Here is a 21,826-nt window from a genome sequence, read left to right on the forward strand (position 1 = left end):
TTCTTTTTTACGAGTAGGTTTAAGTTTAAATGTCATTCTACAATAAAAATACCCAATCACAATAGAAGTAGCAGTAGTGGGTAAATACTAATGAGTTCAGAACAAGAGTTATTAACAAAGTGGCGTTCTCTTCCACAAGAAAAACAAGAGGAAGTTTTAGATTTTGTTGAATTTCTTGGTTTGAAAAACTCTGCAAATAAAGTCTCATTGGGAGAACGTTTGCAGCAAATTCGCACTAGGATTGTTGCTTCTGGTAAACATTTATTAGATGAAGATGAAATCGAAAAAGAACTCGCCAGCCGCAGAGGTGGGCTACAGGGTAGAGAAGAATGAAAATAACTAACTTATATTGATTCAGGGGTATTAATCAGCGCAACAGATGGTGTTGGTAGAATTGCCGATAAAGCCCTTGAAATATTAGGAGATTCCCAACGGGAATTTGCTTGTAGTGAGTTTGTCAAATTGGAGGTAAGTCCAAAAGCGGTTTTTAACAAGCAAACCGAAGAAGCTCAATTCTATGAAGAGTTTTTTAGTGATGTTACCTACTGGGCGAGTGATTTGGCTCATATTGTTCAGGAGGCTTACCAAATTGCTTCTCAGTATGGTTTAGCAGCTATGGACGTGCTTCATGTAGCTGCGGCGTTGTCAGTTGGTGCAGAAGAATTAGTCACAACCGAGAAAAGAACAAAGCCCATGCATCGAGTAACTAGTATTAATGTAGTTTTTATTTTTGATTGAATTACTATAATAAATGTGAGAAATAATCTAGATGTAATATGAATACGACCATTTATCGTGTCTTTGTGATTTATAATTATCATTAAAAAACTTTAACTCAAGGTTTGTAGCCAGTCAGCTAACAAAAACGGGAAATACTCTTATGACAGCACTTACATTAAACCTCAATTCTGTAATTAAACTGACAAGAGAGCAATTTTATCAATTGTGTGAAGAGAACCCCGATTTAAAATTAGAACGCAATGCCGAAGGAGAGTTAATTATAATGCCACCTACGGGAGGAGAAACAGGAAAAAGTAATTCTACTATTAACGCTCAAATATGGTTCTGGAACGACCAAAATCAATTGGGTGAAGTTTTTGATTCATCAACTGGATTTACTTTACCTTCAGGGGCTGACCGTTCTCCAGATGTTTCATGGGTGGAAAAATCTCGTTGGGATGCTTTGACTAAAGAACAAAAAGAAAAATTTATTCCTTTATGTCCTGATTTTGTTATCGAGATACTTTCACCTAATGACAGCTTGAAAAAAACTCAGAAGAAGATGCAAGAGTATATCGAAAATGGTTGTCGTCTAGGTTGGTTGATCAACCGAAAAAAACAGGAAGTAGAAATTTATCGTCCAGGACAAGACGTGGAAGTTTTAAAATATCCTCAAACTATTTCTGGGGAAAATGTTTTACTTGGTTTTGTACTTGATATACAACGAATTTGGTAAAAGGTTCGGTCTATAGACTTTATTTATCACATACTTATAAAACAGCAAGTGGGGTTGTGGCTAAGTTGGCAGACCTTCAGCTTGCAAAATCTTCAAAGGTTACTAGTTTTGGTATGGCTTGAGTCATAATCTATTACCCCTAGTAGTCGTTTCGATCATATCGCTTTCTTACGTTCAGCCTTAACAGTAATATTAAGGGGTACAGTACTCGAAAAAGTTTGTTGCGGAGAAGTTAACTATGGTGGCAATAACAACATCCGCAGAAAATCGGGTTTTACTCCAAAACATCAGCTGGCAGACATTTAAAACCATGCTGGCTGAAATGGGTTCAGAGCGTAATTCCCGATTTGCTTATGACAATGGAACGATAGAAATTATGACCCCACAAATGCCACAGGAGAACTCAAACCGTGTAATTGAAGGTTTTGTTGTTGTCCTGTGCCAAGAGTTGGGCTGGGAAATTAGACGCGCTGGTTCATTAACTTTAACGCGAGATGATTTAGAGAAAGGAGCCGAGCCAGATAGTAGCTACTACATTCAAAATGAAGCGTTAGTTCGAGATAAAGAAAATATTGACCTCACCACCGACCCGCCCCCTGATCTGGTGCTGGAAGTCGAATATTCCAGGTCTGCAATAGACAAGCTGAGGCTTTATGCTGCAATGGGAGTCCCCGAATTTTGGCGTTGTAACGGCAGTGTGTTGAGAGTTTACACGCTTGCAGGTGGACAATATTCAGAAGTTCAAACCAGCCCTACTTTTGTGTCTGTGTCGGTGAAGGAGATTCCTCGGTTTATTCAAGAAGCTAAAAAGAATGGGGAAATTGCTACTACCCGTGCTTTTCGGGCTTGGGTGCAACAAAAAATTTCTGCTAGGGATTGACTCACTCGGTATGAAGGCGCGGATATTCAACAGCCACATACTCAGGGGCTTTCAGCATTTATTCTTACAAGGGTTTGTTGAGTGCCTGCGTTCGTCATAAGGGACTTCCAGAGAATAAATTACCCAATTTATTTAGATGATATTTTTCTTTTTCCCCNCCCTGCTCCCCTGCCTACACAGCGATTGATTATTTTTTTAATTGGAAGTCCCTAATACTACGTGAGTTCGACAAGTCTTATTTGACCTCTCCCCCAACCCCTCTCCGTGTCGGAGAGGAGAGCAAAAAGCTGAATTTTTCGTTGCTCCTCCCTTTCCGTTTCGGAGAGGGAGGCTGGGAGGGAGAGGTTCATCGAACTCACGTTAATACTAGGTGGAAGCAAGTTACGCGTAACGTCTTGCAGAGGAGAAGTTGTCGCAGCGTAGTTTACCGCCGTAGGCATCGCCACCATAAATGTTAAGAAAGATGTGATTAATGGATAGCCTTGTAGCGGAGAAGCTTTAATTTTTACCCCTTCCCTACTAAAGAAGCTTGCTATGGGGTTAAATTTTGCATTGAATTTTCCACATCAGATGAAAAGTGAGTAAAATCTCCGACTTTTTAGAGAAATCGGGAATCTGAGCCTTCAATTTCCATAAAAATTGCTTAATCTCAGCAATAACTCTTCAACATTGGTAATGAATGCCAACAAACATTGACCATCTCCCACCTCCCCACTCCCTGTTTTCTTGGCAATTGCGGGATTTACTAGGTATTTTTTCCTACTTTTGGGGTGGTTTTTAGTGGAACAAGTACTCTAAAATTACAAAAAATCCTGAAATCTATATAAATTAATGGTTTCATCTATCCACATCAGGCTACAACACCTTAGAATGATTCATTGAAAAGTCGAGCCGATGGGATGTACAGCCGTTTTGAGTAAAAATACTCCCAAAGGATGATTTTTGTATTTCTGCGAACAAAGATTTCAATACAGATGTATTATTTTGCATCCGTAAAGAATCTCAAGTAAACCTTCAGGAGTTTGACATGAACAAAGGTGAATTAGTTGATGCCGTAGCTGAAAAGGCTAGTGTTACCAAGAAACAAGCGGATGCAGTCTTAACTGCGGCTTTGGAAACGATTATTGAAGCGGTTTCCTCTGGTGATAAGGTGACATTGGTGGGATTTGGCTCATTTGAATCACGGGAACGTAAAGCCCGTGAAGGTCGCAACCCGAAAACAAATGAAAAAATGGAAATTCCAGCGACGAGGGTTCCTGCTTTCTCCGCAGGAAAACTGTTTAGAGAAAAGGTAGCACCCCCAAAAGCATAGGTTCTGTCTTCGGGAACCCTTTTTTAATGCGGCAACCTGCACACGGGGGAAATTTAGCCTGGGCAGCAGCACTGGCTGGCTGTCCCCCTGATGCTATTCTGGATTTTTCTGCTAGCATCAGCCCGTTGGGGCCTCCAAACAGCGCGATCGCTGCTATTAAGTCCCAAATTGGTAATCTTAAGCACTATCCAGACCCAAATTATAGTGAACTGAGACTAGCTCTCAGTCACTTCCATCAAGTGCCGTCTGAGTGGATTCTGCCGGGTAACGGCTCCGCAGAATTACTCACTTTAATCGGTAGGGAATTAGCTCAATTAGCCGCGACAATTTTAATCACTCCAGCCTTTGGCGACTACTACCGAACCTTGGCAGCGTACAACGCTAATGTGCTGGAGTGTCCTTTGTCATTGGTCACTGATCATTGGTCATTATTCCTTGACAAAGGACAGAGGACAAAGGACAAAGGACTATTGCTGAATAATCCGCACAACCCAACCGGAAAACTATTTACACGGGAGTCTATTTTGCCCTATCTGGAGCAATTTGCTTTGGTTGTGGTGGATGAAGCATTTATGGATTTTGTGCCGCCCAATGAGGAACAAAGCCTGATTCCGGTGGTGCAGGAATATCCGAATTTAGTAGTATTGCGATCGCTGACCAAATTTTACAGTCTCCCAGGACTGCGATTAGGATATGCGATCGCACATCCTGACTGCCTAGCTAAATGGCAGCTATGGCGAGATCCTTGGCCTGTAAACACACTAGCGGCAGCGGCGGCAATTGCAGCACTCCAAGATACGGAGTTTCAGCAACAAACCTGGGCATGGCTACCACCTGCACGAAACCAACTGTTTCAGGGTTTAACTGAAATCCCAGGATTGCAACCCCAAGCAAGTGCTGCTAACTTTTTACTGGTTGAGTCTCAAGAATCTACTTCCCAGTTACAGCAACAATTACTCAAGTATCACCAGATTTTAATCCGCGATTGCCTTAGTTTTAAAGAACTAGGCGATCGCTTTTTCCGGGTTGCTGTACGTGAAGAGTCTGATAACCAACGCTTACTAACAGCGCTAAAAGAGAGTTAGGAGTTATAAGTTATAAGTTAGGAGTTATAAGTTAAAAAAGGGTTTTAATTCTTAACTCCTAATTCCTAACTCCTAACTCTTAACTCCTAATTCCTAACTCCTAACTCTTAACTCCTAACTCTAATCTAAATTCACGTGACCGTTGACTACGATGTTGTAATTATTGGCGGCAGTCTTGCTGGATACTATGCTGCACTTGCTGCAACCCAACTACGTGCTACAGTTGCCCTGGTACAACCCAAAGTAGACTATGGGTTTACTCATCACCATACTCTTACCGAAATTGGTAAACTAGCGCAGAAGTTGAAGGATGTGGCTGGTTTTGGTATTCATGCCACACACACTGATACCTCAGAAGAATGCCATATATATATGGCATGGCAAGAAGCGATGCTGTATGCTCAATGCGTCGCCTCAAATCTCCAAGAACAGCATTCCCCAGGCATCCTAGCGGCGCAGGGAGTCGATATCATCGTTGGCAGTGGTCAATTTCAATCTTCACCCCAATTGGCTTTTGCCGTTAACAATCGCCTACTACGCGCCCGTACTTATTTGCTTGCTAGTGGTTCGCGTCCAGAAATTCCTGAGATTGAAGGATTACAAACCACTGGCTATCTAACCCTTTCTAATATTTGGCAATCTTTCCAGGGAACGACATTACCCAAAAATTGGGTAATTATCGGTGGAATTCCCCAAAGCATTGAAATTGCTCAAACTTTAGCAAGGTTTGGTTGCAGTGTGACGCTGGTAGTCAAGCATCCTTATGTTCTTCCATATCTAGACTCTGAGATAGCCATATTGCTTCAGGCGCAGTTAGAAGTAGAAGGTGTGCGCGTCCTCACCGAAAAACCAGTAACTCAGGTGAGGCTAATTGAAAATAAAAAGTGGATTCAAGCAGGAGATAAGGCCATTGAAACTGATGAAATTCTAGTGGCGACTGGACAACAGCCGAATCTTGAATCTCTAAATCTGGCAGCAGTAGGTGTGAAATGGCATCGGCGTAGTTTAGTGGTAAATGATAAACTGCAAACCACTAACCACCGCATTTATGCTTGTGGTGATGTAATCGGTGGTTACGACTTTGCCAATGTCGCTAATTATGAAGCAAAAATTGCCCTGAACAATGCACTATTTTTCCCTAGATTACGAGTAAATTATTCCTCAATTCCTTGGGCGATGTTTTCTGTGCCGATGCTGGCGCAAGTGGGTTTGACAGAGACACAGGCAAAACGCCTATTTAGTCGAGATAAAATTTTAGTTTTGCGACAATATTTTAAAACAGTGGCAGCAGCCCAACTTCGGGATGAAACCACTGGTATGTGTAAATTAATTGTGCTACGCAATGGGGAAATTTTGGGAGCTTCGATATTGGGGGCAGAAGCTGGAGAATTAATTAATTTGATTGCCTTGGCAATATCACAAAAAATTAAAGTCAAACATCTAGCAAATTTATCTCCTGCCTATCCCAGTTTCTCAGAAATTCTGGAACGAACTGCAAGAGAGTGGAGTAAGCAAAAGTTAAATACCAACATTCCTTTGCAAGAGTTTTTAGAAGGCTTCTTCCATTTCCGCCGCAATTGGAATTAGCACTTACGCACGGAGTTGTCACTATAAGAACTTAAACAAGGTACTGATATAGGACTCCGATTTGATTTCTGAAAACATCTTGAGACTGAAAAGCCCGTTTTATCAGGGTTTTATCTAAAATCTCGTTCAAAAATCAGATATGAGTCCTATATCATTACTAACTTCCACAAGGATACTGACTTTGTAGTTCTCGCTACCTTTGCCAATATTGACAGCACCTTGATTGCAAACGCAACGTCATCAGAATTGGGGAGCATCCCTCAAAATTGAGTTGATTATTTTTGTTGAATTGCAAATTTTAAATCTGTCAACTCTAATTCTCCTCCGGTTGTTGTTAATACTAAATTAATACCTAAAACACTTTTTCCTGTACTTGTATAGTTAGTTGGAAGTATTTGCTTGGTCAAATCAAAATTTATGGCATTTCCATATCTTATTTGATATGGAGTTGGTTTATCGCCAAGTAAAAATGATGTGATAGCTACTTGTGCTGGTGCTTTCTTGACTACACCTTTTACAGCTAAAGGCACGAGCCTAAATTGCTTTTGAGTATTAGAGGTATCAATTCTAATGATACATCTAGCCCTTGGCGATTGTGCCTTTACAGTTATAGGAGAGCGAAGTGTAAATTGACTTATTTTCGGATCGAAACTTATATTACATCCCCTATTAACCGAAAATCGTAGCTGGCTGTTTATTGGAGCAGCAGCGCTAGATGAATTGGCATCATAACAAGAGAAAAAAAACAAGCACATTAATATGAAAAAATTACGTGCATCACTTAATCTCAACATCATCTTATTCTCCATTAACAGAATATTTGTAATCTTCAAAGAAGAATACCTTCAGTAGATTCAATGAGTGGTGTGTCTAAATCTCCCACTCATTGAAGACCACTAAAGTTGGAATTTAGTGCGGTGTATCACCATCTATCAGCAGAATCGATAAAAGCAACTAGTCGCAACGCTTTAGGTCAAAAGAAAGTATCACATCCCCAGCATTGATATCGGCTGTATCAACGAAAATAGAACTTCCTGATGAGGATTGTGCAACGATATTAATACCTAATTGTCCTTGCCCACCACCACTACATAAACCTGAAGCAGCTAGAACAGTAATCTCATCTTGCTCCGCAAATGCCTTAGTCGCTAGAAACTTGGTAGTTTGAGGGCGAGCTACGGCTTGCCCAAGAGCACCACCACTAAAGCTATAAGTTCTGCTTAAGCTGGTACCTTTACTCTTGCTATCAATATCAGTATTTCCTTGGTACAGTACTTGTACATTTTGGACGATGAAACCACTTGGAATAAAAGTTTGAACGCGTAAAATACACCTTTTACGGTCACCACTGAATGCACTAAAGTTATCCAAGACGATCGATAAGCTTCTACCATCCTCTCCAGGAAGCTGATCGTCAACAATACATCCACCAGACCCAATTGCATCTCCAAAAGTAATACTAGGCTCTTCAGCCAAAGCCTTGGTCGCAATCACGTTGAGTCCAAGAATTGTAGATATAGACAGTAATACACCAAATTGTTTAAAGTTCATATTGATTGTACCTATGTTGCTAGAGTTGTTTTTTGATGAAAAATGCATTTAGAAGCCAGAAGGTACGAGGTATGAAGGCATTTTTGCTTTAATCCCACGCTTAAAAACATGAGATTGAAGCAAGGATGCTTTGTGTCTGGTGTTACATATCTCGACACAATTTTTTTCTAGTAGTGGGCAATCACCCACAACTAAAGTTTCGATTGATACTTACAGGCTTCTGCCTTCTTCAATTGTGGGAAATCCTTTCAGATATGCTTTGACAATTTCTGCTCAATCAGAAAATGAAGCATAACTGTGTATAGCTGGAGTTAACAGAAAGAAGATGGACATCAAGTTGCAAAATGTATTCTTGCTGTATGTCCATGTGGGCAAGATCATATAGTTGTCTCAATTAAAAAATATGTGTTCTTGATCACAGACATGTTGTGTTTCCGAACACTGCGAACTTCAAAATAGTAGTATGGAAGTAGTATGAAGGAGCAGTACTCCAAAGTTAGGTGCTAAAAATTAGGGGTATAAATCACCAATTTAATAGTGCGATACCGATAGCACAGCGTTATTGAGCCGTCGAGCGTCATAGACCGCCGCAGACATCGCAGTGAAATAGCTGTTTTTATTGAGAATCTATATTATGAGTGGCTGAAATTCTAGTCTTAGACTGGGAACGAAGTAATTGGGAGTGCCTTAAAAACTTGCATAAAAATCCAAACTACTCCCGCCGCTGTTAGAGGTACGCTGAGGTTATCTGTGCCGTGGGGCGAGACTGCCTCTGCTAGAGTTGCGAAAGTAGCAGTTACTACTGCCGTCAAAAAGGCCCAACCTAAACTTAAAGGCGTTGCTAGGGGACTCAGCGACGAACCAGGTAGCAGTAATAGCACCAAGAAAATTACTACTGTACTTGCTATAAACATTGCTGCTGAACCTTCCCAGGAACGTATAGAACTTCCCACTTGATATTTATGTTGCCCAAAACGTTTACCGATTAATGCTGCTAGTGCGTCACCCCAGGTCATTGCCATTATCCCAGCTACAGCGATCGCAACGCTATCTACTGGCCCATCTGGTCGCCACAATAGCCCGAACAGCAATGTCACTGAGATAGCGAAATAAACCGTACCAGGTGAGCTATCTTGGGTATCCATTGCGCCGATGATTCGGTAGCGGTAAAACAGGTAATTGAGTCCGATAAAGGTAGCAAAAGGTATAATTCCGATTTCCCAATTCTTAAACAGTAGCAGGACTCCGAAAGCCCACATCCCTGCACCAATATGGATTACCTTGCGGGTCAAATCCGGCTTTACACCAAATAGCCTACGTAGTCCCTCGCCAATCACAAGCAGACTGATAGCGTAAACATAAGAAATTGCTAGCCCGATAAAATTATTTGTCATTTGTTATTTGTCATTAAGTTATTTCCTTTGTCCCTCTTGTCTCCTTTATCCTCCCTGCTCCTTCACTTAGGTCGATCGCTATTTCGTCTAAAGTTCTTTTCTACTGACGAAACGCTACCAATACCTTGAAGAATACCACGACCGATTAAACCTAAACCTCGACCAACTATTTGGGTAAGGATAAAAACTATACCGCTACCGAAAACAGCTAATAGTGATTTTAAACGCGGTGCGATCGCATCACTAAATTCTAGAAGCAATGTCACTATTAAAGGAATATTAGAAAATTTTACTAATTCCTGATTTCGAGGAGCATAAACTGAAGTATTGGCAATGCCACGAGGTGCAATTACAAATAGCTCATAGCGACTTTCAAAAACGGCTTTTGGCTCATTTATATAATTTTTTAATCTATATTTCCACGACAAATCATTTCTAAACCGTTCAATTTCTCTTGTAGAAATCAATTGGCGTCCATAAAAGTTTTGCTTAATCTCTTCTACATCTGCTAAATAATTTAACAGTGGTTGAACTACTCCATTCGCTACCTGAATCAATAAGTTCTCTAAAAGCATCAATGCTTGGGACTTGGCTTCAGCGCTAACTACTGGATATGAGCTATTATCAATGTTCAATTCTGTTTGAAATAAGAGATAAGAATACAACTCACAAAATAGCGGGATTTTTTGAAGAATCTCTCTTTGTACAACCTCTGTATTTCCTAGCAATAACTTAACAATTTCTATGTTTCGATTAGCTACTTTTATCCGAGAAAACTTTCCAAAAAAGTCTATAATCGCTATTTGCCATAAATCACGTATTAAGGTATTTTTTAGCTCATGTAATTGATCTATCTCTATTTGAGAAGCACGCAATTCATCTAACTGCTCGGACAATTTTTGTAGGATTAGATAAAGCAATTCACGTTTTTTATCTTCACGAAAGATATCAATTTCTAAAGGTATATCCGTGACATTTATTAAAGGAAATTGAAGCTTAGTAACGCAAGATGTAAACAAGGCAGATTGTAGGGTTCCCGGACTAAGTAAAGGTGATAGGGTTTGTCTTTGTTGAATGCTTAATGAAGGAGTCACAGGCGGCTCATCAGCAAGCGGAATCTGTTCCTCTTGCCTTTCTTGTGGTAAAAACAACAACCGATTTAGCAACCAACGAGCCGCTAGCAGTTCTCGCCGCTGTCCAGCTAGAATTGCTCGATCTAGTACTGGTAGTCCGGGAACTTGTAATTGTGCTGTTACTACGGCTAGGGTAGCATCAATGTTAGCAATTCCTGACAAACGTAAATTATTTCGCAGTTTAGAGAAGGGGAGTGAGGAGTTAGGAGTTAGGAGTGAGGAATTAGGAGTTATTATTGCTTCTCTGTCCTGGAACCAATAGGAACCACCATCTGCAACTTCTTGCATGGCGGCGACTAACTCAGGAAGTGGTGTACCTTTGGGGCAGTAGCCATTTACACCAACAGATTTCGCAGCTAATAGCAGTCCTTGTTCTTGAATAGAACTGAGGAGCAGGATTGGTAGGTTGGGATATAAGCCTCTGAGTTGCCGACAGAATTGTAAACCTAGCTGTTGACTGGTGGTAGAGCGACCATTACCGAATTCTAAAACTACCAAATTTACTTGGTTAGGGTCTTTTTCAGCAATTTCTGCTAAAATCTGCAAGGCAACGGTCTCAGTTTCTACAACTGCGATCGCTTCTAAGTTAGGAATCGCTTCTAAAGCTACCCGTAATCCTAGACGAAAAATCGGGTCTTGGTCGATTAACAATAATTTTAAAGGGCGATCGCTCATAATCCACTCAATTAGATCGGCACTGTTTTTTACCAATCAGAAAACAACTTTTATACAAAACTTTGTCTTCCCCATTGTCACCTGTTTTCGCAAACTGATAAATCGATCATAATTGCCATAAACAGCTTTCACTGTGTGATTAAATGAACCTGAGTATTCGGCACTGGTTGGCAGAACGCCATATCGCAATCAATCAAATCAGAGAGTTTTCTGAGGGGCAATTGGCAGGTATTGCCTACCGTATTGTTCAGGATATGGAACTCAAAAGCCTCATGCCTTTTGATATCTGTACCTTGGTAGAGGTTTTAGAACTGCCCTTAAGTATTGTTTGGGAAGAAATCAGTGTCATTTCCCAGTTGACAGAAAAACTTTTGCGTAGCCTCAGCCAAAAAAAACCGTTAAAACGTAACGAAGGAACGTGGCTAGCGTTTCAAATTGCCTATCTCCAAGCTTTGCAGGCAATTTTAGAGCAGGAAGCAAGCTTACAAAAACCGTGGTTAGACCGGGCAATTATACCCATGCAACCACACATACTTAAAGAGGACGTGGGTAAACTCATCCTCCAAGATCCGCAACTACAAGGATTGCTGAAAACCCTCAGCCCAGGTAAATTGACTGATACTCAAGCAGAACAAGCACTGTCTTCGGTTGCAGATTCATTACTGGTGCAACAAATAAATAACGCTGCTATCGCTTGGTTAGTTGCCAATGGTGCAGAGGAACTGGAAGCGAAACTTCTAACACAGCGTTTAGTCAACTCACTACCTGGTGACATATTGGTAGTTGTCACCGAAAATGCTGCACCTTTAGCCCAACTGCAAAAATTTTTCCGTTTGGGGATTTCATTATCTCCCAGTTTCATCACCCCAGAAGTTAGTTCTACAGTTAGTGAAAAAATTGATTTGCACCGAGAACATTACCGTGCAAGTTTGATTAAAAACCTCAGTATCCCTTTGCTAATGGAATCCTTTGCTCTTAAGGATATCTATGTGTCACAAAAAGGCTTACCAATAGAGGAAAATATTTCTGAGCAGGATAAAAAAGCTGTTAAACCAGTTGATTTAAAAACATGGGCACAGCAACAGTTAACTGATTTAGAAACGATCGCTGTCATTGAGTCAGAACCGGGTTATGGAAAAACTAGTTTTTGCCAACTTTGGGCAGCACAGGTAGCACAGGAATTGTACCCTACTTGGATGCCTATAGTAATTAGGTTGCGAGATGTACAATACGGTAAAACTTTAATCGAAACCCTAAATTCTGCCTTTGGTGTCAATCTTTCAACTTGGTTAGAGCAAGAAAATCTCCCTTGTCTATTGCTGCTGGATGGTTTGGATGAATTGCCCCATTCTGCTCAGGGTATCAGGGCACAAGCAATTTTTATTCAGCAATTACTGAACTTTCAATCTCAGCACCGCCACAAAATTGTGTTGACAAGTCGTTCAGCGACGTTACCAGAAATCGTCTCGGAACTACCGCTATTGTTGAGGCGAATCATTATTCAGCCATTGGACGGGGACGAACTCAAACAATGGTTTCAGCAGTGGGCAAAAGTGCAATCGTTACCCATTGCTCAACATTTATTTACATTGTTAAAGCAGGCAGGGTTATTTGCCAACCAATTAAAGTTAAGAGAATTATCTGCCCTTATCCGTCAACCCCTAATGCTGCATTTATTGGGCATTTTGCACCGCGAGGGATTGCTAGATGAGGAACTATTGCAGTTAGCTGCTGATACCCAAAAGTCTTTTCTGTTATGGGAAATTCATCATCGCCTGAGTCGATGGTTGTTGGGTTATCCGCTAATTGGTGGGATCAAGACGATGCTACTACGTTCAGGATCGGCTCATATCCACCGGACTCCAGAAGCGATCGCTAATTTACTCGCTAATCGTCATCCCCAAGATTTACTTGAGCAGATGCAAGCGATCGCTCTCAAAATTTTACACTCACAGCGTCATCAAATTAATCTAGCTGGTGAATTTAATAGTTTACCAGCGTTTTATTTTAAAATTTGGGATGTGAAAAGCGCAGCGAAAAGTAGTTTAATTGAGTTTTCGCATCTCAAGTTAGGAGAATCTCTTTGTGCAGATGCTATTGCTGCCCAACTTAAATTTCTGACTCAATACCAAGATGAGGCTTATGGTACGCCCACTTTTGTACTTGATCCCAGTAGCGTGGCCCAGAATATTTATAATTTACTAGGTTACGGGATACTTAGCCAAGAAATTGAAGAACTGGCGATCGCCGGATTGCGTCGCCAGCAAAAACACAAATTTTCGTTTGAAGTTTTATTTCAACGTCTTTTATCTTTCTGGCGTGCTTACTGTCAAGGACGTTGGTTAGATGAGGGGATAGCCCACAACGCTTTGACTAATTTTCACGAACTGCAAAACCCTGTGAATGTTGAACAGGTGAATGCTGCGGTAGGACTGAATGTGTTTTTATTGCTTTGTGCTTGCTACCGAGAAACAAAAGTTCCATTTTGGCCTTGTGGGAATCCAGTCAATTTAACAGAATTCAACCCAGAGGTGCTGAGTGTGCTAATTGCTAGAACAACGGTTTTGCATAAAAGCGCTTTTGCAACCCGAATCAAGTCTTTGTCTGGACTCAATTTATCGGGAGCCTCTTTATCGCAAGTGATGTTAACTGGGGTGAGTCTTGAGCAAACAAACTTATCTAATGCGGAGTTAATGGGGGCGAATTTGGCTGGAGCCAATTTGCAACAGGCTAACCTCGCAGGCGCGAACTTACAAAACGCCAACCTGACAGGCGCAAACCTACAACAGGCAAATCTCACAGGCGCAAACCTGCAACAGGCAAACCTGATGGGGACAAATCTTAATTCTGCCGATCTCACCAACGCCTGCTTATTTGACGCTATCCTTGCGGCGACTGACAAAAAATTGGCCGCTGATAATGGTGCTTTGTTCTCTAAAGAAATGTTTCAAAAACTGAAACATTTGCGATCGCAGCAACCCTTCTTAAACACCGTGAAAATCACGCCAAACACAAACGTCAATTGGAGCAAAACCCCTGCGATCGGACTAATTGAAAGCTGTGAAGGCGCAATTTTGTCAGCAGATTTATATGATGATGATGATGCCGATGATGAGACAGTTTTTGGTAATTAATTCGATTGGGCATTAGGAGTGCTGAGTGCTGTTAGCGGATAGCTAAGGTTTAGCCCGTGCTGAGTTAGGAGTTAAGAGTTAGGAGTTAGGAGTTAGGAGTTAGGAGTTTTGTTTATCTCCTTGTCCCCTCATCTCTCTCATCTCCCTCATCTCCGCGCTCCCCTGCTCCCTGCTCCCTGCTCCCTGCTCCCTGCTCCCCTGCTCCCTGCTCCCTGCTCCCTGCTCCCTGCTCCCTGCTCCCCTGCCCCCTAACCCTCCTGCGGATTGCGGTAGCCAAAAAAGTTAATACTGTAGTCAGTAATCCGCACTCCTGTTTCTTCTTCAATTTTGCGGATCAAATCTTCTGGTAGTTCCACATGAACATCAAGAATTTGATTTGTATCCACACAGTTTATATGACTGTGAGAGTCACTGATATTGCCGTACAAACGCCCATCACAGCGTTCAATACACTCAATGATGCCTTGACTGGATAATGCTTCTAAATTTTGATAAACAGAGGTATGACCGATCTCTTTGCCTTGGTGGTTCAAGCGATCGTAAATCTCTCTTGCAGCAAGATGTTCATTTGCTTGCCAAAGTAATTCCAGAATAAAGCGACGCTGACGACTGACGCGCATACCCAGGATTTGACAGCGCTCAAGTGCATCTTCTAAGGAACGAATTGGTCTTGTAGTAATTGTTTGTTTTTGCATATTACAGCTTGTTAACTGTTGAGGGAATTTTCCCATCTAAATGTTTATTGGTTATTTAATATATGCAATGATATTGCACACCGCTGTTTTACCTGCACTTATGTTTTGGCTTTTGATGCTGTGGAAGTCACAGGTGGCGATAATGATTTTTTTTTGCTTGTTGACGGCTACTATGTCAGACCTTAATCTAAAACAAACTCATTACAACTTTAACTTAAAATTGCTGTAAATGTCCACCTTGGGGCAGGCATTGCCTTACCCAAGTAGGCTAATTCTAATGGCGTACCATATTAATCGTGTAGTATTTATTTAGCTAAAGGCGAGTAATTATAGCAACGATAAAAGTAACATTTAACTTGAGTAAAAATCGGTGAAGTGAGTAGCCATAGCCAGTGGCTCATATCAGGGCTAGTAACTGGATGTATATTTGTTATAACTAGCGAAAATTAAGTAAAAGTATCAAATAAATTTAAGCAGTTCAGACTTGTGTCTAAACCTTGTATAGGTTGACGAAATTATCAGCAAAAAAGTATCAGTAAATACTAATTGATTTGTGAAGAAAACTTTGTCCTATTAAAAGTCAATGTAGCGTCAATCCCTGAAAGCTGCTACTGTATATTCTCGATCCTACAGTTGAGCATCAAGAAAGTGGCTGCTGAATCAATGACAATTGCGATCGCACTCAATAATGACTTCATTAACAATCTGGATTTGTCGCCTGCGTCAACGGTGATTGAAAAACTGCTGCAAGATGGGGTTATATCCTATGAACAGCAGCTACGCTTTGATATCAATTACAATCTCGAACCTGGCGATCCACGGGAACTCTCAGAAATTCCAGAGGTGCGCCTGTGGTTTGTGCGCCTAGATGCTAAATACCCCTGGTTGCCATTTTTACTAGATTGGAAAGCTGGAGAATTTGCTCGTTATGCCGCCATGCTTGTACCACACCAGTTTAGTTCCCAAGAAGGTATTCAGTACAATCCTGAAGCCTTAGAGATATTTTTGATGCATAAAATCTTTATCTTAGGCGATTGGCTCAAACAACAAGACATCCCCAGCCTCTCGCGCCTAAAGTCCATGGCCCAAATGCTGGGTTATGAATTAGATGATGCTTTTTTTGGGATATTTTAACAAGAAAGAATTCAGGAGTCAGGAGCCAGAATTCAGTATGAATTCTGAACTAAAAAGCGGACTTCGGCATGATAGCTCAGTCGAACACTAAATCAATGGCATTTATTGCACCCCCATAAAATCATAGATTTTATGGTCAACTTTCGTAATAGCGGGTCTGAATCTCCCACTTTCTGATTCTGACTTCTGAATTCTGACTTCTTCAAAAAGTTACTGGTTTAGCCACCCCAAATTTTCTCTAAAACTGCGTTTGGTGAAATATCCGCCGTTTTTCCCGTGAGGGATTCAATAGCCAGGAATTTATCGTTTTTCGGCAACAACTTAGCCGGATCGCTGGGGCCCAAGATGGCAATGGTATAGGTTTGGACTGCAACACTCAGTTGTAGTGCCGCGCTATCAGTAGATAACATCAAATTTGCCCCGGCAATTATGGCAGTTAACTTACCAATATCATCTGGGGCAGTCACCTTGATATCTGGAGAAGACTCCAGAAGCGATCGCACAAACTGCTCATCATCAACACCCTTAATAACAACCACAGGTAAATCCGGCTGTTTTTGTTGGAAGGCTTGAATAATTTGCTGCCAATTTTCGACAGGGTAGATTTTATCTAGTTCTTTAGCCTGGGATAACTGGCCAGAACCGCCATGAATCAAGATATAGCCTGTTTCATGAACCCCTAAACGTTTTTGTTCCTTTTGTGCCCACTCAATATCTGGTTTTGGCACATTTACTGCTAACTCTGGGACAGGGCTATTTATTTCCAACGGTTGCAGCAAATCGTGGTATAGTGCCGCCGCATATTGGGATGCTTTAAATGGCACAGCATGGGTTAGAAAACCCGATCCTTTGCCTTGGTAGCCAATACGTATAGGAATTCCCGTCAACCAGAGTAAAAGACCAAGCAACCAATTTTGCTTAACAGTAATGACAACATCGTATTCGCGATCGCGAATTGTCCCCACTAAATTACCCCAATCTGCCAGACTGTTACGGTCATTAAAATCAAAGTTCAGCACCTCGTGAACTGACTTGCTCACTCGGTAGGCAGCCTTTGACCGGGGTTCAACAAAGACATCTATCTGAGCGTTAGGGTAATGGCGCTTCAGGTCATCTAGAGTCGGAAAGAAGAGAACTTGGTCGCCAATTCCGCCAGGTACAAGGGCTACTACTCGCATAATATTTATTGACGCTTACTCGCTCCCTATTTTAGGGGAAAATATATAGCTTAAAGATTGAGGAATTCTGTGTATTTACTAATTCCAGCTGCGGGAATCGGAAAAAGAATGGGGAGTAACCGCAATAAACTCCTGCTAGTCGTGCGATCGCAACCAATTATTGCTTGGACTTTATTAGCCGCAGAAGCCGCCAGTACAATCAGTTGGATCGGGATTATTTCTCAGTCTAGCGATTGGCCAGAGTTCAATGCAATTCTCGCCGATCTGAAGCTGACTAAACCAGTTGAATTGATTCAAGGTGGCTCCACCCGCCAAGAATCTGTTTACAATGGTTTGCAATCTCTGCCAGTAGCCGCAGAACAAGTGTTGATTCACGATGGTGCTAGATGCCTGGCCACACCAGATTTATTTAACTCTTGTGCCGAGGCCATTCGCCACTGTCCCGGTTTAATTGCTGGTGTACCCGTCAAAGACACCATCAAAGTTGTTGATGAACAAGGCATAATTCAAGATACACCCGACAGACGACAACTATGGGCGGCACAAACCCCCCAAGGATTTGATGTCAAGTTGTTGAAACAGTGCCATGCTGAAGGAGTCCGTCAAGGTTGGGAAGTAACTGACGACGCCGCCTTATTTGAAAAGTGCGGCATCGAAGTCCGAATTGTCGAGGGAGAGGAAACAAATTTAAAAGTGACCACTCCACAAGATTTAGCGATCGCAGAATTTATTCTCACAAGTAGAGGGATTGGGGATTAGGGACTGGGGAGCAGGGGAGGCAGGGGAGGCAGGGGAGGACAAAGTGATTTGAGTGAGAACTTGCAACAAATCTTTCCCCTTGTCTCCAAGTCCCCAGTCCCCAATCCCTAATCCCAAGTCCCCAGTCCCCAATTTGAAAGTTTCAAACAATACTTTGACAATTTACGATATAATGCCACACACTTGTTGATTGTTAGTTGTCATGTACTAATGACCAATACTTCGACTACGCTCAGTACAAGTGACTAATAACCAATGACTAACGACTAATGACTAAATGATTACAGCCACAGCGACGAAGATAGAAGCAATTCTCTATTTAAAGGGTAAACCCTTGTCGCTCGGCGAAATCGCCGAGTATGCCGCGTGCGATCGCGCCACTGTCAAAGAAGGCATAATTGAACTCATGGACAATTATGCTCACCGAGATAGCGCCCTAGAGGTAATAGAAACCCCAGATGGTTATAGTTTGCAACTCCGGTCTGACTTTCACGATTTAGTGCAAACGATGATACCAGTGGAATTGGGTGTAGGTGCATTACGGACTTTAGCTGCGATCGCTCTTAATAGTCCCATACTTCAGAGCGACCTGATTAACCTGCGCGGTTCGGGAGTATATCAACACGTTCCAGAACTCGTCGAACTTGGTTTCATCCGCAAGCGCCGAGACAGCGATTCTCGCTCCTACTCACTCCAAGTAACCCCAAAATTTCATCAATATTTCCAAATAGAACAACTCCCGCAAATACTTTCTACCAGTCAGAAGGAAGAACAATTAGAACTAGAACTAGAACTAAAGGCAGTGGCGAGTGGGGAGTAAAGAAGGGAATAGGGTACAGGTTACAGCGTGCAGATTATTCCCTATAACCTGTCATCTGTCATCTCTCCCTTAATCACACTCCCTTCCTCTAGACTTATACCCGTGGTGAATGCGCTAGCCTTGTACTATGGTTTAGAGTAGAGTTAGCAATTAAGCTAAATAAAACTGCCAATGGTGTTTAATCCTGACTTTTTGAATGACAACTCCGAGGAACACCCTAATCAACTTCTTTCCGACCACTCTGAGGAATACCCTAATCAGTTACTCAAATATCTACAGCATCAGTCTCCTGATGTTTTAGCTAGGGTTGCTCAGTCCGCCAGCCCCGAAATTAAACAAATCATCTCGCAAAATGTCCAAGGGCTAGTGGGAATGCTCCCCGCGGAAAATTTCAACGTGCAAATCACAACAGATAGGGAAAACTTAGCTGGGCTTCTAGCATCAGCCATGATGACAGGGTATTTTCTGCGCCAGATGGAACAAAGAATGCAGTTAGAGCATTTGTCTAATGGCCAATAATTAATAGTCAGTAGTCAAACATTCTGGAACTATTGACCAAATAATTACTAATTCGTAATTCGGAATGACGCTTTCTAGGAATTACGAATTATTTTGACTACTTCTTTTCAGGATAAGCTCCTGATTGTACTTTGAAGGTTTGAACTTTACCGCTGCGGTTGACTTCGAGAGCTATTATGTCTCCAACTTTGCTAGACTCTACCAGCCTCTGAACTTGGGCTGAAGTTTTGACCGGTTTGCCGTTAAATTTTTGAATCACGTCTCCAGGAAGCAGTCCTCCACGCTTGGCTGGGGAATCATCTGTGACTCCTTTAATCACAATTCCAGCATCCTGCTGAATATTTAGTTGATTTTCTTGATTAATCTGCTGTTTTCTGATGGGAGAAAGGTCTGCCATTTCAACACCCAAGAAGGGATGTTCTACACGCCCTTTAGTAAAAAGTTCATTAGCGATGCGGGCGGCGGTTTCAATGGGGATGGCGAAACCAAGTCCTTGAGCATCAGCGCGGATGGCAGTGTTAATACCAATCACTTCGCCTTGGGCGTTTAATAAGGGACCACCAGAATTACCAGGATTAATTGCGGCATCAGTTTGGATAAAGCTGACTCGTTTATCTGGGACACCAACTTGAGTGCTAGTGCGATCGGTAGCACTGATGATGCCGATAGTAACAGTATTATCTAAACCCAGAGGATTGCCAATAGCGATCGCCCATTGTCCCGGCACCAGGTTTTGCGAATTGCCCAGTTTCACTGTCGGCAAACCATTCGCTTTTATTTTTACCACCGCCACATCTGTCACAGAATCAACTCCTACCACCTTCCCCTCTAAACTCCGACCATCCTTGAGAGTAACTTGTACTGTATCTGTATCTGCCACTACATGAGCGTTGGTGAGTAATTCCCCATCTTCGCTCAAAATAAATCCCGATCCTGTACCGCGCTCAATGCGTTCTTGAGGAATTGGTTGGTCATCCTCTCCAAAGAATCGCCGCAAGAGGGGATTTTTCAAAGCGTCAGAGATGGGATTGGCTACTTTGCGAGTGGCATTAATTCGCACTACAGCCGGACCAACTTTTTGCACTGCCGTCGCAATAAAATTCACGTTGTCGCCACCAGTAGCTCCAATAGCTCCGTTAGGAGAATTCGGAACTACGGATTCTGGAGGCGAAGCCATTGTTACATTTTTTAACTGTTGGAACGAGCGATTTTGTGGCAGGAGATAGCGACTGCCAAACAAACCTGCACCACCGCCAATTACCAGTAAAAACACATAAACCGCCAGTTGCTTTAAGGATAACTTCATAATTGTTTTGCTCAATAACAGCAATGCAGTTGCTAATTTCTAAGTGTAGTCAAGCGAACGGCAAGTGGACAGATCAATTTACGAGAAATTAGGGACTGGGCGTTAGGGATTGGGGATTAGGGATTGGGGATTGGGAATTGAGCATGATTATTCTCCTTTGTGTTCCTAGTCCCCAGTCCCCAGTCCCCAGTCCCCAGTCCCCAATTCCCATTCTTCCCATCTAAAATCTAAAGTTAATGCGCTCTTGACCTGTGTACATGACTTTACCCTTTCGTCAACTGTTTCTCTGTAGCTTAGTTAGCGCCTTGGGCCTAGTAAGCATACTGCCATACTCAAACTCAAACAGTGCTAACGCTGCTGTGGGTGGTTGCTCAACTCCAGCCTTATCTCGCTTCCAACGCCATAAAGTTGTTCGTGGCGAAACTTTGGAGAGTATAGCGCAGCGCTACAATCTCATTCCGACAACTATTATTGGCATGAATCCAGCTTTGCAGAACGGTGCAGCTGCCGCCGTTGGTAGTGTGCTTCAGATTCCTCCCTACAATGGGATTGTAGTCGAAGTGCCTCGCGGTCAAACTTGGCGACAAGTGGCGGCACAATACAAAGTTCGTGCTGATAGCCTGTTTGAGGTGAATGGCTGCCAACAAAACCCCAGAATCGTGTTTGTTCCGGGGGTAAATTGGTCGCCTAATGGTGTTGTAACTAAGTCCCCTTTACCTACTGATGCAGGTACACCAAACCGTGCATCTTTGTCTGGATACCCCTTAGCACAAGTGGCAACTGTAGGATTAGCTTACGGCTGGCAAATAAATCCTGCGACAGGTGAAGTTTTCTTCCATAGTGGTGTTGACTTATTATCACCAGTTGGTACTAATGTGGTAGCGATCGCACCTGGAACTGTAGCCTTTGCCAACGATCAAGGTTCCTATGGCAAGTTGGTCATTATTAACCACAGTGGCGGACTTCAAAGCCGCTACGCCCAGCTTGACAGTATCAAAGTTACTGTCGGTCAACAAGTGAAAAAAGGAGACTTACTAGGAACAGTAGGCACTAGTGGAAAACCAACATCCACTCAACCGCATCTCCATTTTGAAGTACGTTCTAGCTCATCTCTGGGTTGGGTAGCGGAAGATCCCAAGGGTTATTTGAAGAAATGAGGTTTGTTTTGAAACGCAGAGGAACGCAAAGGAAAGCGCAGAGGAACGCAA

The 21,826-nt window shown here is 42.2% G+C and carries 20 protein-coding genes; 13 read left to right on the forward strand and 7 right to left on the reverse strand.

The window, feature by feature from the left end:
- Positions 1–90 precede the first annotated feature (90 nt).
- From CDG76_RS01830 to CDG76_RS01865, 7 genes are all read left to right on the forward strand, one after another.
- Positions 91–333: a DUF2281 domain-containing protein gene (locus CDG76_RS01830; RefSeq protein WP_094347397.1), complete on the forward strand. Its 243-nt coding sequence runs from the start codon at positions 91–93 to the stop codon at positions 331–333.
- A gap of 60 nt (positions 334–393) precedes the next feature.
- Entirely contained in the window at positions 394–738 is a 345-nt protein-coding gene (locus CDG76_RS01835) for a type II toxin-antitoxin system VapC family toxin (RefSeq protein WP_317616113.1), read from the forward strand.
- Between the two features lie 142 nt (positions 739–880).
- The gene (locus tag CDG76_RS01840) at positions 881–1,456 is read left to right on the forward strand and encodes a Uma2 family endonuclease (RefSeq protein ID WP_094347399.1); all 576 of its coding nucleotides are present in this window, start codon (positions 881–883) and stop codon (positions 1,454–1,456) included.
- A gap of 238 nt (positions 1,457–1,694) precedes the next feature.
- Positions 1,695–2,336 carry a Uma2 family endonuclease gene (locus CDG76_RS01845; protein ID WP_094347400.1) on the forward strand — a complete coding sequence of 214 codons (642 nt, stop codon included), beginning with the start codon at positions 1,695–1,697 and terminating at the stop codon, positions 2,334–2,336.
- Positions 2,337–3,363: 1,027 nt separating this feature from the next.
- Entirely contained in the window at positions 3,364–3,648 is a 285-nt protein-coding gene (locus CDG76_RS01855; protein ID WP_010998076.1) for an HU family DNA-binding protein, read from the forward strand.
- Positions 3,649–3,674: 26 nt separating this feature from the next.
- A complete protein-coding gene (gene cobD / locus CDG76_RS01860) occupies positions 3,675–4,733 on the forward strand; it encodes a threonine-phosphate decarboxylase CobD (protein WP_094347402.1) in 1,059 nt (352 codons plus the stop codon).
- 135 nt (positions 4,734–4,868) lie between these two features.
- Complete coding sequence (locus CDG76_RS01865; protein WP_094347403.1) at positions 4,869–6,320, forward strand: dihydrolipoyl dehydrogenase family protein; 1,452 nt, start codon at positions 4,869–4,871, stop codon at positions 6,318–6,320.
- 275 nt (positions 6,321–6,595) lie between these two features.
- Here the strand turns inward: CDG76_RS01865 and CDG76_RS36930 are convergent, their stop codons facing one another.
- The 4 genes from CDG76_RS36930 to CDG76_RS01885 form a co-directional block, all read right to left on the reverse strand.
- A complete protein-coding gene (locus tag CDG76_RS36930) occupies positions 6,596–6,850 on the reverse strand; it encodes a hypothetical protein (protein ID WP_094347404.1) in 255 nt (84 codons plus the stop codon).
- 424 nt (positions 6,851–7,274) lie between these two features.
- Positions 7,275–7,871: a DUF4360 domain-containing protein gene (locus CDG76_RS01875; protein ID WP_190240726.1), complete on the reverse strand. Its 597-nt coding sequence runs from the start codon at positions 7,869–7,871 to the stop codon at positions 7,275–7,277.
- A 656-nt stretch (positions 7,872–8,527) separates the two neighbouring features.
- Positions 8,528–9,265, reverse strand: coding sequence for a diacylglycerol/polyprenol kinase family protein (locus CDG76_RS01880; protein ID WP_094347406.1), 738 nt, complete (start codon positions 9,263–9,265; stop codon positions 8,528–8,530).
- A gap of 62 nt (positions 9,266–9,327) precedes the next feature.
- Positions 9,328–11,073: a DUF3685 domain-containing protein gene (locus CDG76_RS01885; RefSeq protein WP_094347407.1), complete on the reverse strand. Its 1,746-nt coding sequence runs from the start codon at positions 11,071–11,073 to the stop codon at positions 9,328–9,330.
- A 143-nt stretch (positions 11,074–11,216) separates the two neighbouring features.
- Between CDG76_RS01885 and CDG76_RS01890 the strand changes: the two genes are divergently transcribed.
- The gene (locus tag CDG76_RS01890) at positions 11,217–14,207 is read left to right on the forward strand and encodes a pentapeptide repeat-containing protein (protein WP_094347408.1); all 2,991 of its coding nucleotides are present in this window, start codon (positions 11,217–11,219) and stop codon (positions 14,205–14,207) included.
- A 248-nt stretch (positions 14,208–14,455) separates the two neighbouring features.
- On the opposite strand, the gene CDG76_RS01895 is transcribed toward CDG76_RS01890, so the two are convergent.
- Positions 14,456–14,902 (reverse strand): Fur family transcriptional regulator, encoded by a 447-nt coding sequence (locus tag CDG76_RS01895; protein ID WP_094347409.1) that lies wholly within the window; start codon positions 14,900–14,902, stop codon positions 14,456–14,458.
- A 663-nt stretch (positions 14,903–15,565) separates the two neighbouring features.
- Between CDG76_RS01895 and CDG76_RS01900 the strand changes: the two genes are divergently transcribed.
- A complete protein-coding gene (locus tag CDG76_RS01900; RefSeq protein WP_094347410.1) occupies positions 15,566–16,036 on the forward strand; it encodes a CRR6 family NdhI maturation factor in 471 nt (156 codons plus the stop codon).
- A gap of 218 nt (positions 16,037–16,254) precedes the next feature.
- Here the strand turns inward: CDG76_RS01900 and CDG76_RS01905 are convergent, their stop codons facing one another.
- Positions 16,255–17,214: a glycosyltransferase family 9 protein gene (locus CDG76_RS01905; RefSeq protein WP_094347411.1), complete on the reverse strand. Its 960-nt coding sequence runs from the start codon at positions 17,212–17,214 to the stop codon at positions 16,255–16,257.
- A gap of 69 nt (positions 17,215–17,283) precedes the next feature.
- Between CDG76_RS01905 and ispD the strand changes: the two genes are divergently transcribed.
- The 3 genes from ispD to CDG76_RS01920 all read left to right on the forward strand — a co-directional run bounded on the left by ispD (position 17,284) and on the right by CDG76_RS01920 (position 19,312).
- The gene (gene ispD, locus CDG76_RS01910; RefSeq protein ID WP_094347412.1) at positions 17,284–17,973 is read left to right on the forward strand and encodes a 2-C-methyl-D-erythritol 4-phosphate cytidylyltransferase; all 690 of its coding nucleotides are present in this window, start codon (positions 17,284–17,286) and stop codon (positions 17,971–17,973) included.
- Positions 17,974–18,250: 277 nt separating this feature from the next.
- The gene (scpB, locus tag CDG76_RS01915) at positions 18,251–18,793 is read left to right on the forward strand and encodes an SMC-Scp complex subunit ScpB (protein ID WP_094347413.1); all 543 of its coding nucleotides are present in this window, start codon (positions 18,251–18,253) and stop codon (positions 18,791–18,793) included.
- A gap of 171 nt (positions 18,794–18,964) precedes the next feature.
- Complete coding sequence (locus tag CDG76_RS01920) at positions 18,965–19,312, forward strand: DUF760 domain-containing protein (protein WP_094347414.1); 348 nt, start codon at positions 18,965–18,967, stop codon at positions 19,310–19,312.
- 97 nt (positions 19,313–19,409) lie between these two features.
- Here CDG76_RS01920 and CDG76_RS01925 read toward each other — a convergent pair whose 3' ends face one another.
- On the reverse strand, positions 19,410–20,618 hold the full coding sequence (locus CDG76_RS01925) for an HhoA/HhoB/HtrA family serine endopeptidase (RefSeq protein ID WP_094347415.1): 1,209 nt from the start codon (positions 20,616–20,618) through the stop codon (positions 19,410–19,412).
- A 257-nt stretch (positions 20,619–20,875) separates the two neighbouring features.
- Here CDG76_RS01925 and CDG76_RS01930 point away from each other — a divergent pair, with 257 nt between their 5' ends.
- Positions 20,876–21,775, forward strand: a complete 900-nt coding sequence (locus CDG76_RS01930) for a LysM peptidoglycan-binding domain-containing M23 family metallopeptidase (protein WP_094347416.1) — start codon at positions 20,876–20,878, stop codon at positions 21,773–21,775.
- Positions 21,776–21,826: the final 51 nt, after the last annotated feature.

Source organism: Nostoc sp. 'Peltigera membranacea cyanobiont' 210A (genome assembly GCF_002246015.1).
Classification (GTDB): Bacteria; Cyanobacteriota; Cyanobacteriia; order Cyanobacteriales; family Nostocaceae; genus Nostoc.

Excerpts from the sequence above, each read along its gene's own strand:
- CDG76_RS01830 (WP_094347397.1), top strand. The coding sequence starts at position 91 with ATGAGTTCAGAACAAGAGTTATTAACAAAGTGGCGTTCTCTTCCACAA.
- CDG76_RS01840 (WP_094347399.1), top strand. The coding sequence starts at position 881 with ATGACAGCACTTACATTAAACCTCAATTCTGTAATTAAACTGACAAGA.
- CDG76_RS01845 (WP_094347400.1), top strand. The coding sequence starts at position 1,695 with ATGGTGGCAATAACAACATCCGCAGAAAATCGGGTTTTACTCCAAAAC.
- CDG76_RS01855 (WP_010998076.1), top strand. The coding sequence starts at position 3,364 with ATGAACAAAGGTGAATTAGTTGATGCCGTAGCTGAAAAGGCTAGTGTT.
- cobD (WP_094347402.1), top strand. The coding sequence starts at position 3,675 with ATGCGGCAACCTGCACACGGGGGAAATTTAGCCTGGGCAGCAGCACTG.
- CDG76_RS01875 (WP_190240726.1), bottom strand. The coding sequence starts at position 7,871 with ATGAACTTTAAACAATTTGGTGTATTACTGTCTATATCTACAATTCTT.
- CDG76_RS01880 (WP_094347406.1), bottom strand. The coding sequence starts at position 9,265 with ATGACAAATAATTTTATCGGGCTAGCAATTTCTTATGTTTACGCTATC.
- CDG76_RS01885 (WP_094347407.1), bottom strand. The coding sequence starts at position 11,073 with ATGAGCGATCGCCCTTTAAAATTATTGTTAATCGACCAAGACCCGATT.
- CDG76_RS01890 (WP_094347408.1), top strand. The coding sequence starts at position 11,217 with ATGAACCTGAGTATTCGGCACTGGTTGGCAGAACGCCATATCGCAATC.
- CDG76_RS01895 (WP_094347409.1), bottom strand. The coding sequence starts at position 14,902 with ATGCAAAAACAAACAATTACTACAAGACCAATTCGTTCCTTAGAAGAT.
- CDG76_RS01900 (WP_094347410.1), top strand. The coding sequence starts at position 15,566 with ATGACAATTGCGATCGCACTCAATAATGACTTCATTAACAATCTGGAT.
- CDG76_RS01905 (WP_094347411.1), bottom strand. The coding sequence starts at position 17,214 with ATGCGAGTAGTAGCCCTTGTACCTGGCGGAATTGGCGACCAAGTTCTC.
- scpB (WP_094347413.1), top strand. The coding sequence starts at position 18,251 with ATGATTACAGCCACAGCGACGAAGATAGAAGCAATTCTCTATTTAAAG.
- CDG76_RS01920 (WP_094347414.1), top strand. The coding sequence starts at position 18,965 with ATGGTGTTTAATCCTGACTTTTTGAATGACAACTCCGAGGAACACCCT.
- CDG76_RS01925 (WP_094347415.1), bottom strand. The coding sequence starts at position 20,618 with ATGAAGTTATCCTTAAAGCAACTGGCGGTTTATGTGTTTTTACTGGTA.
- CDG76_RS01930 (WP_094347416.1), top strand. The coding sequence starts at position 20,876 with ATGACTTTACCCTTTCGTCAACTGTTTCTCTGTAGCTTAGTTAGCGCC.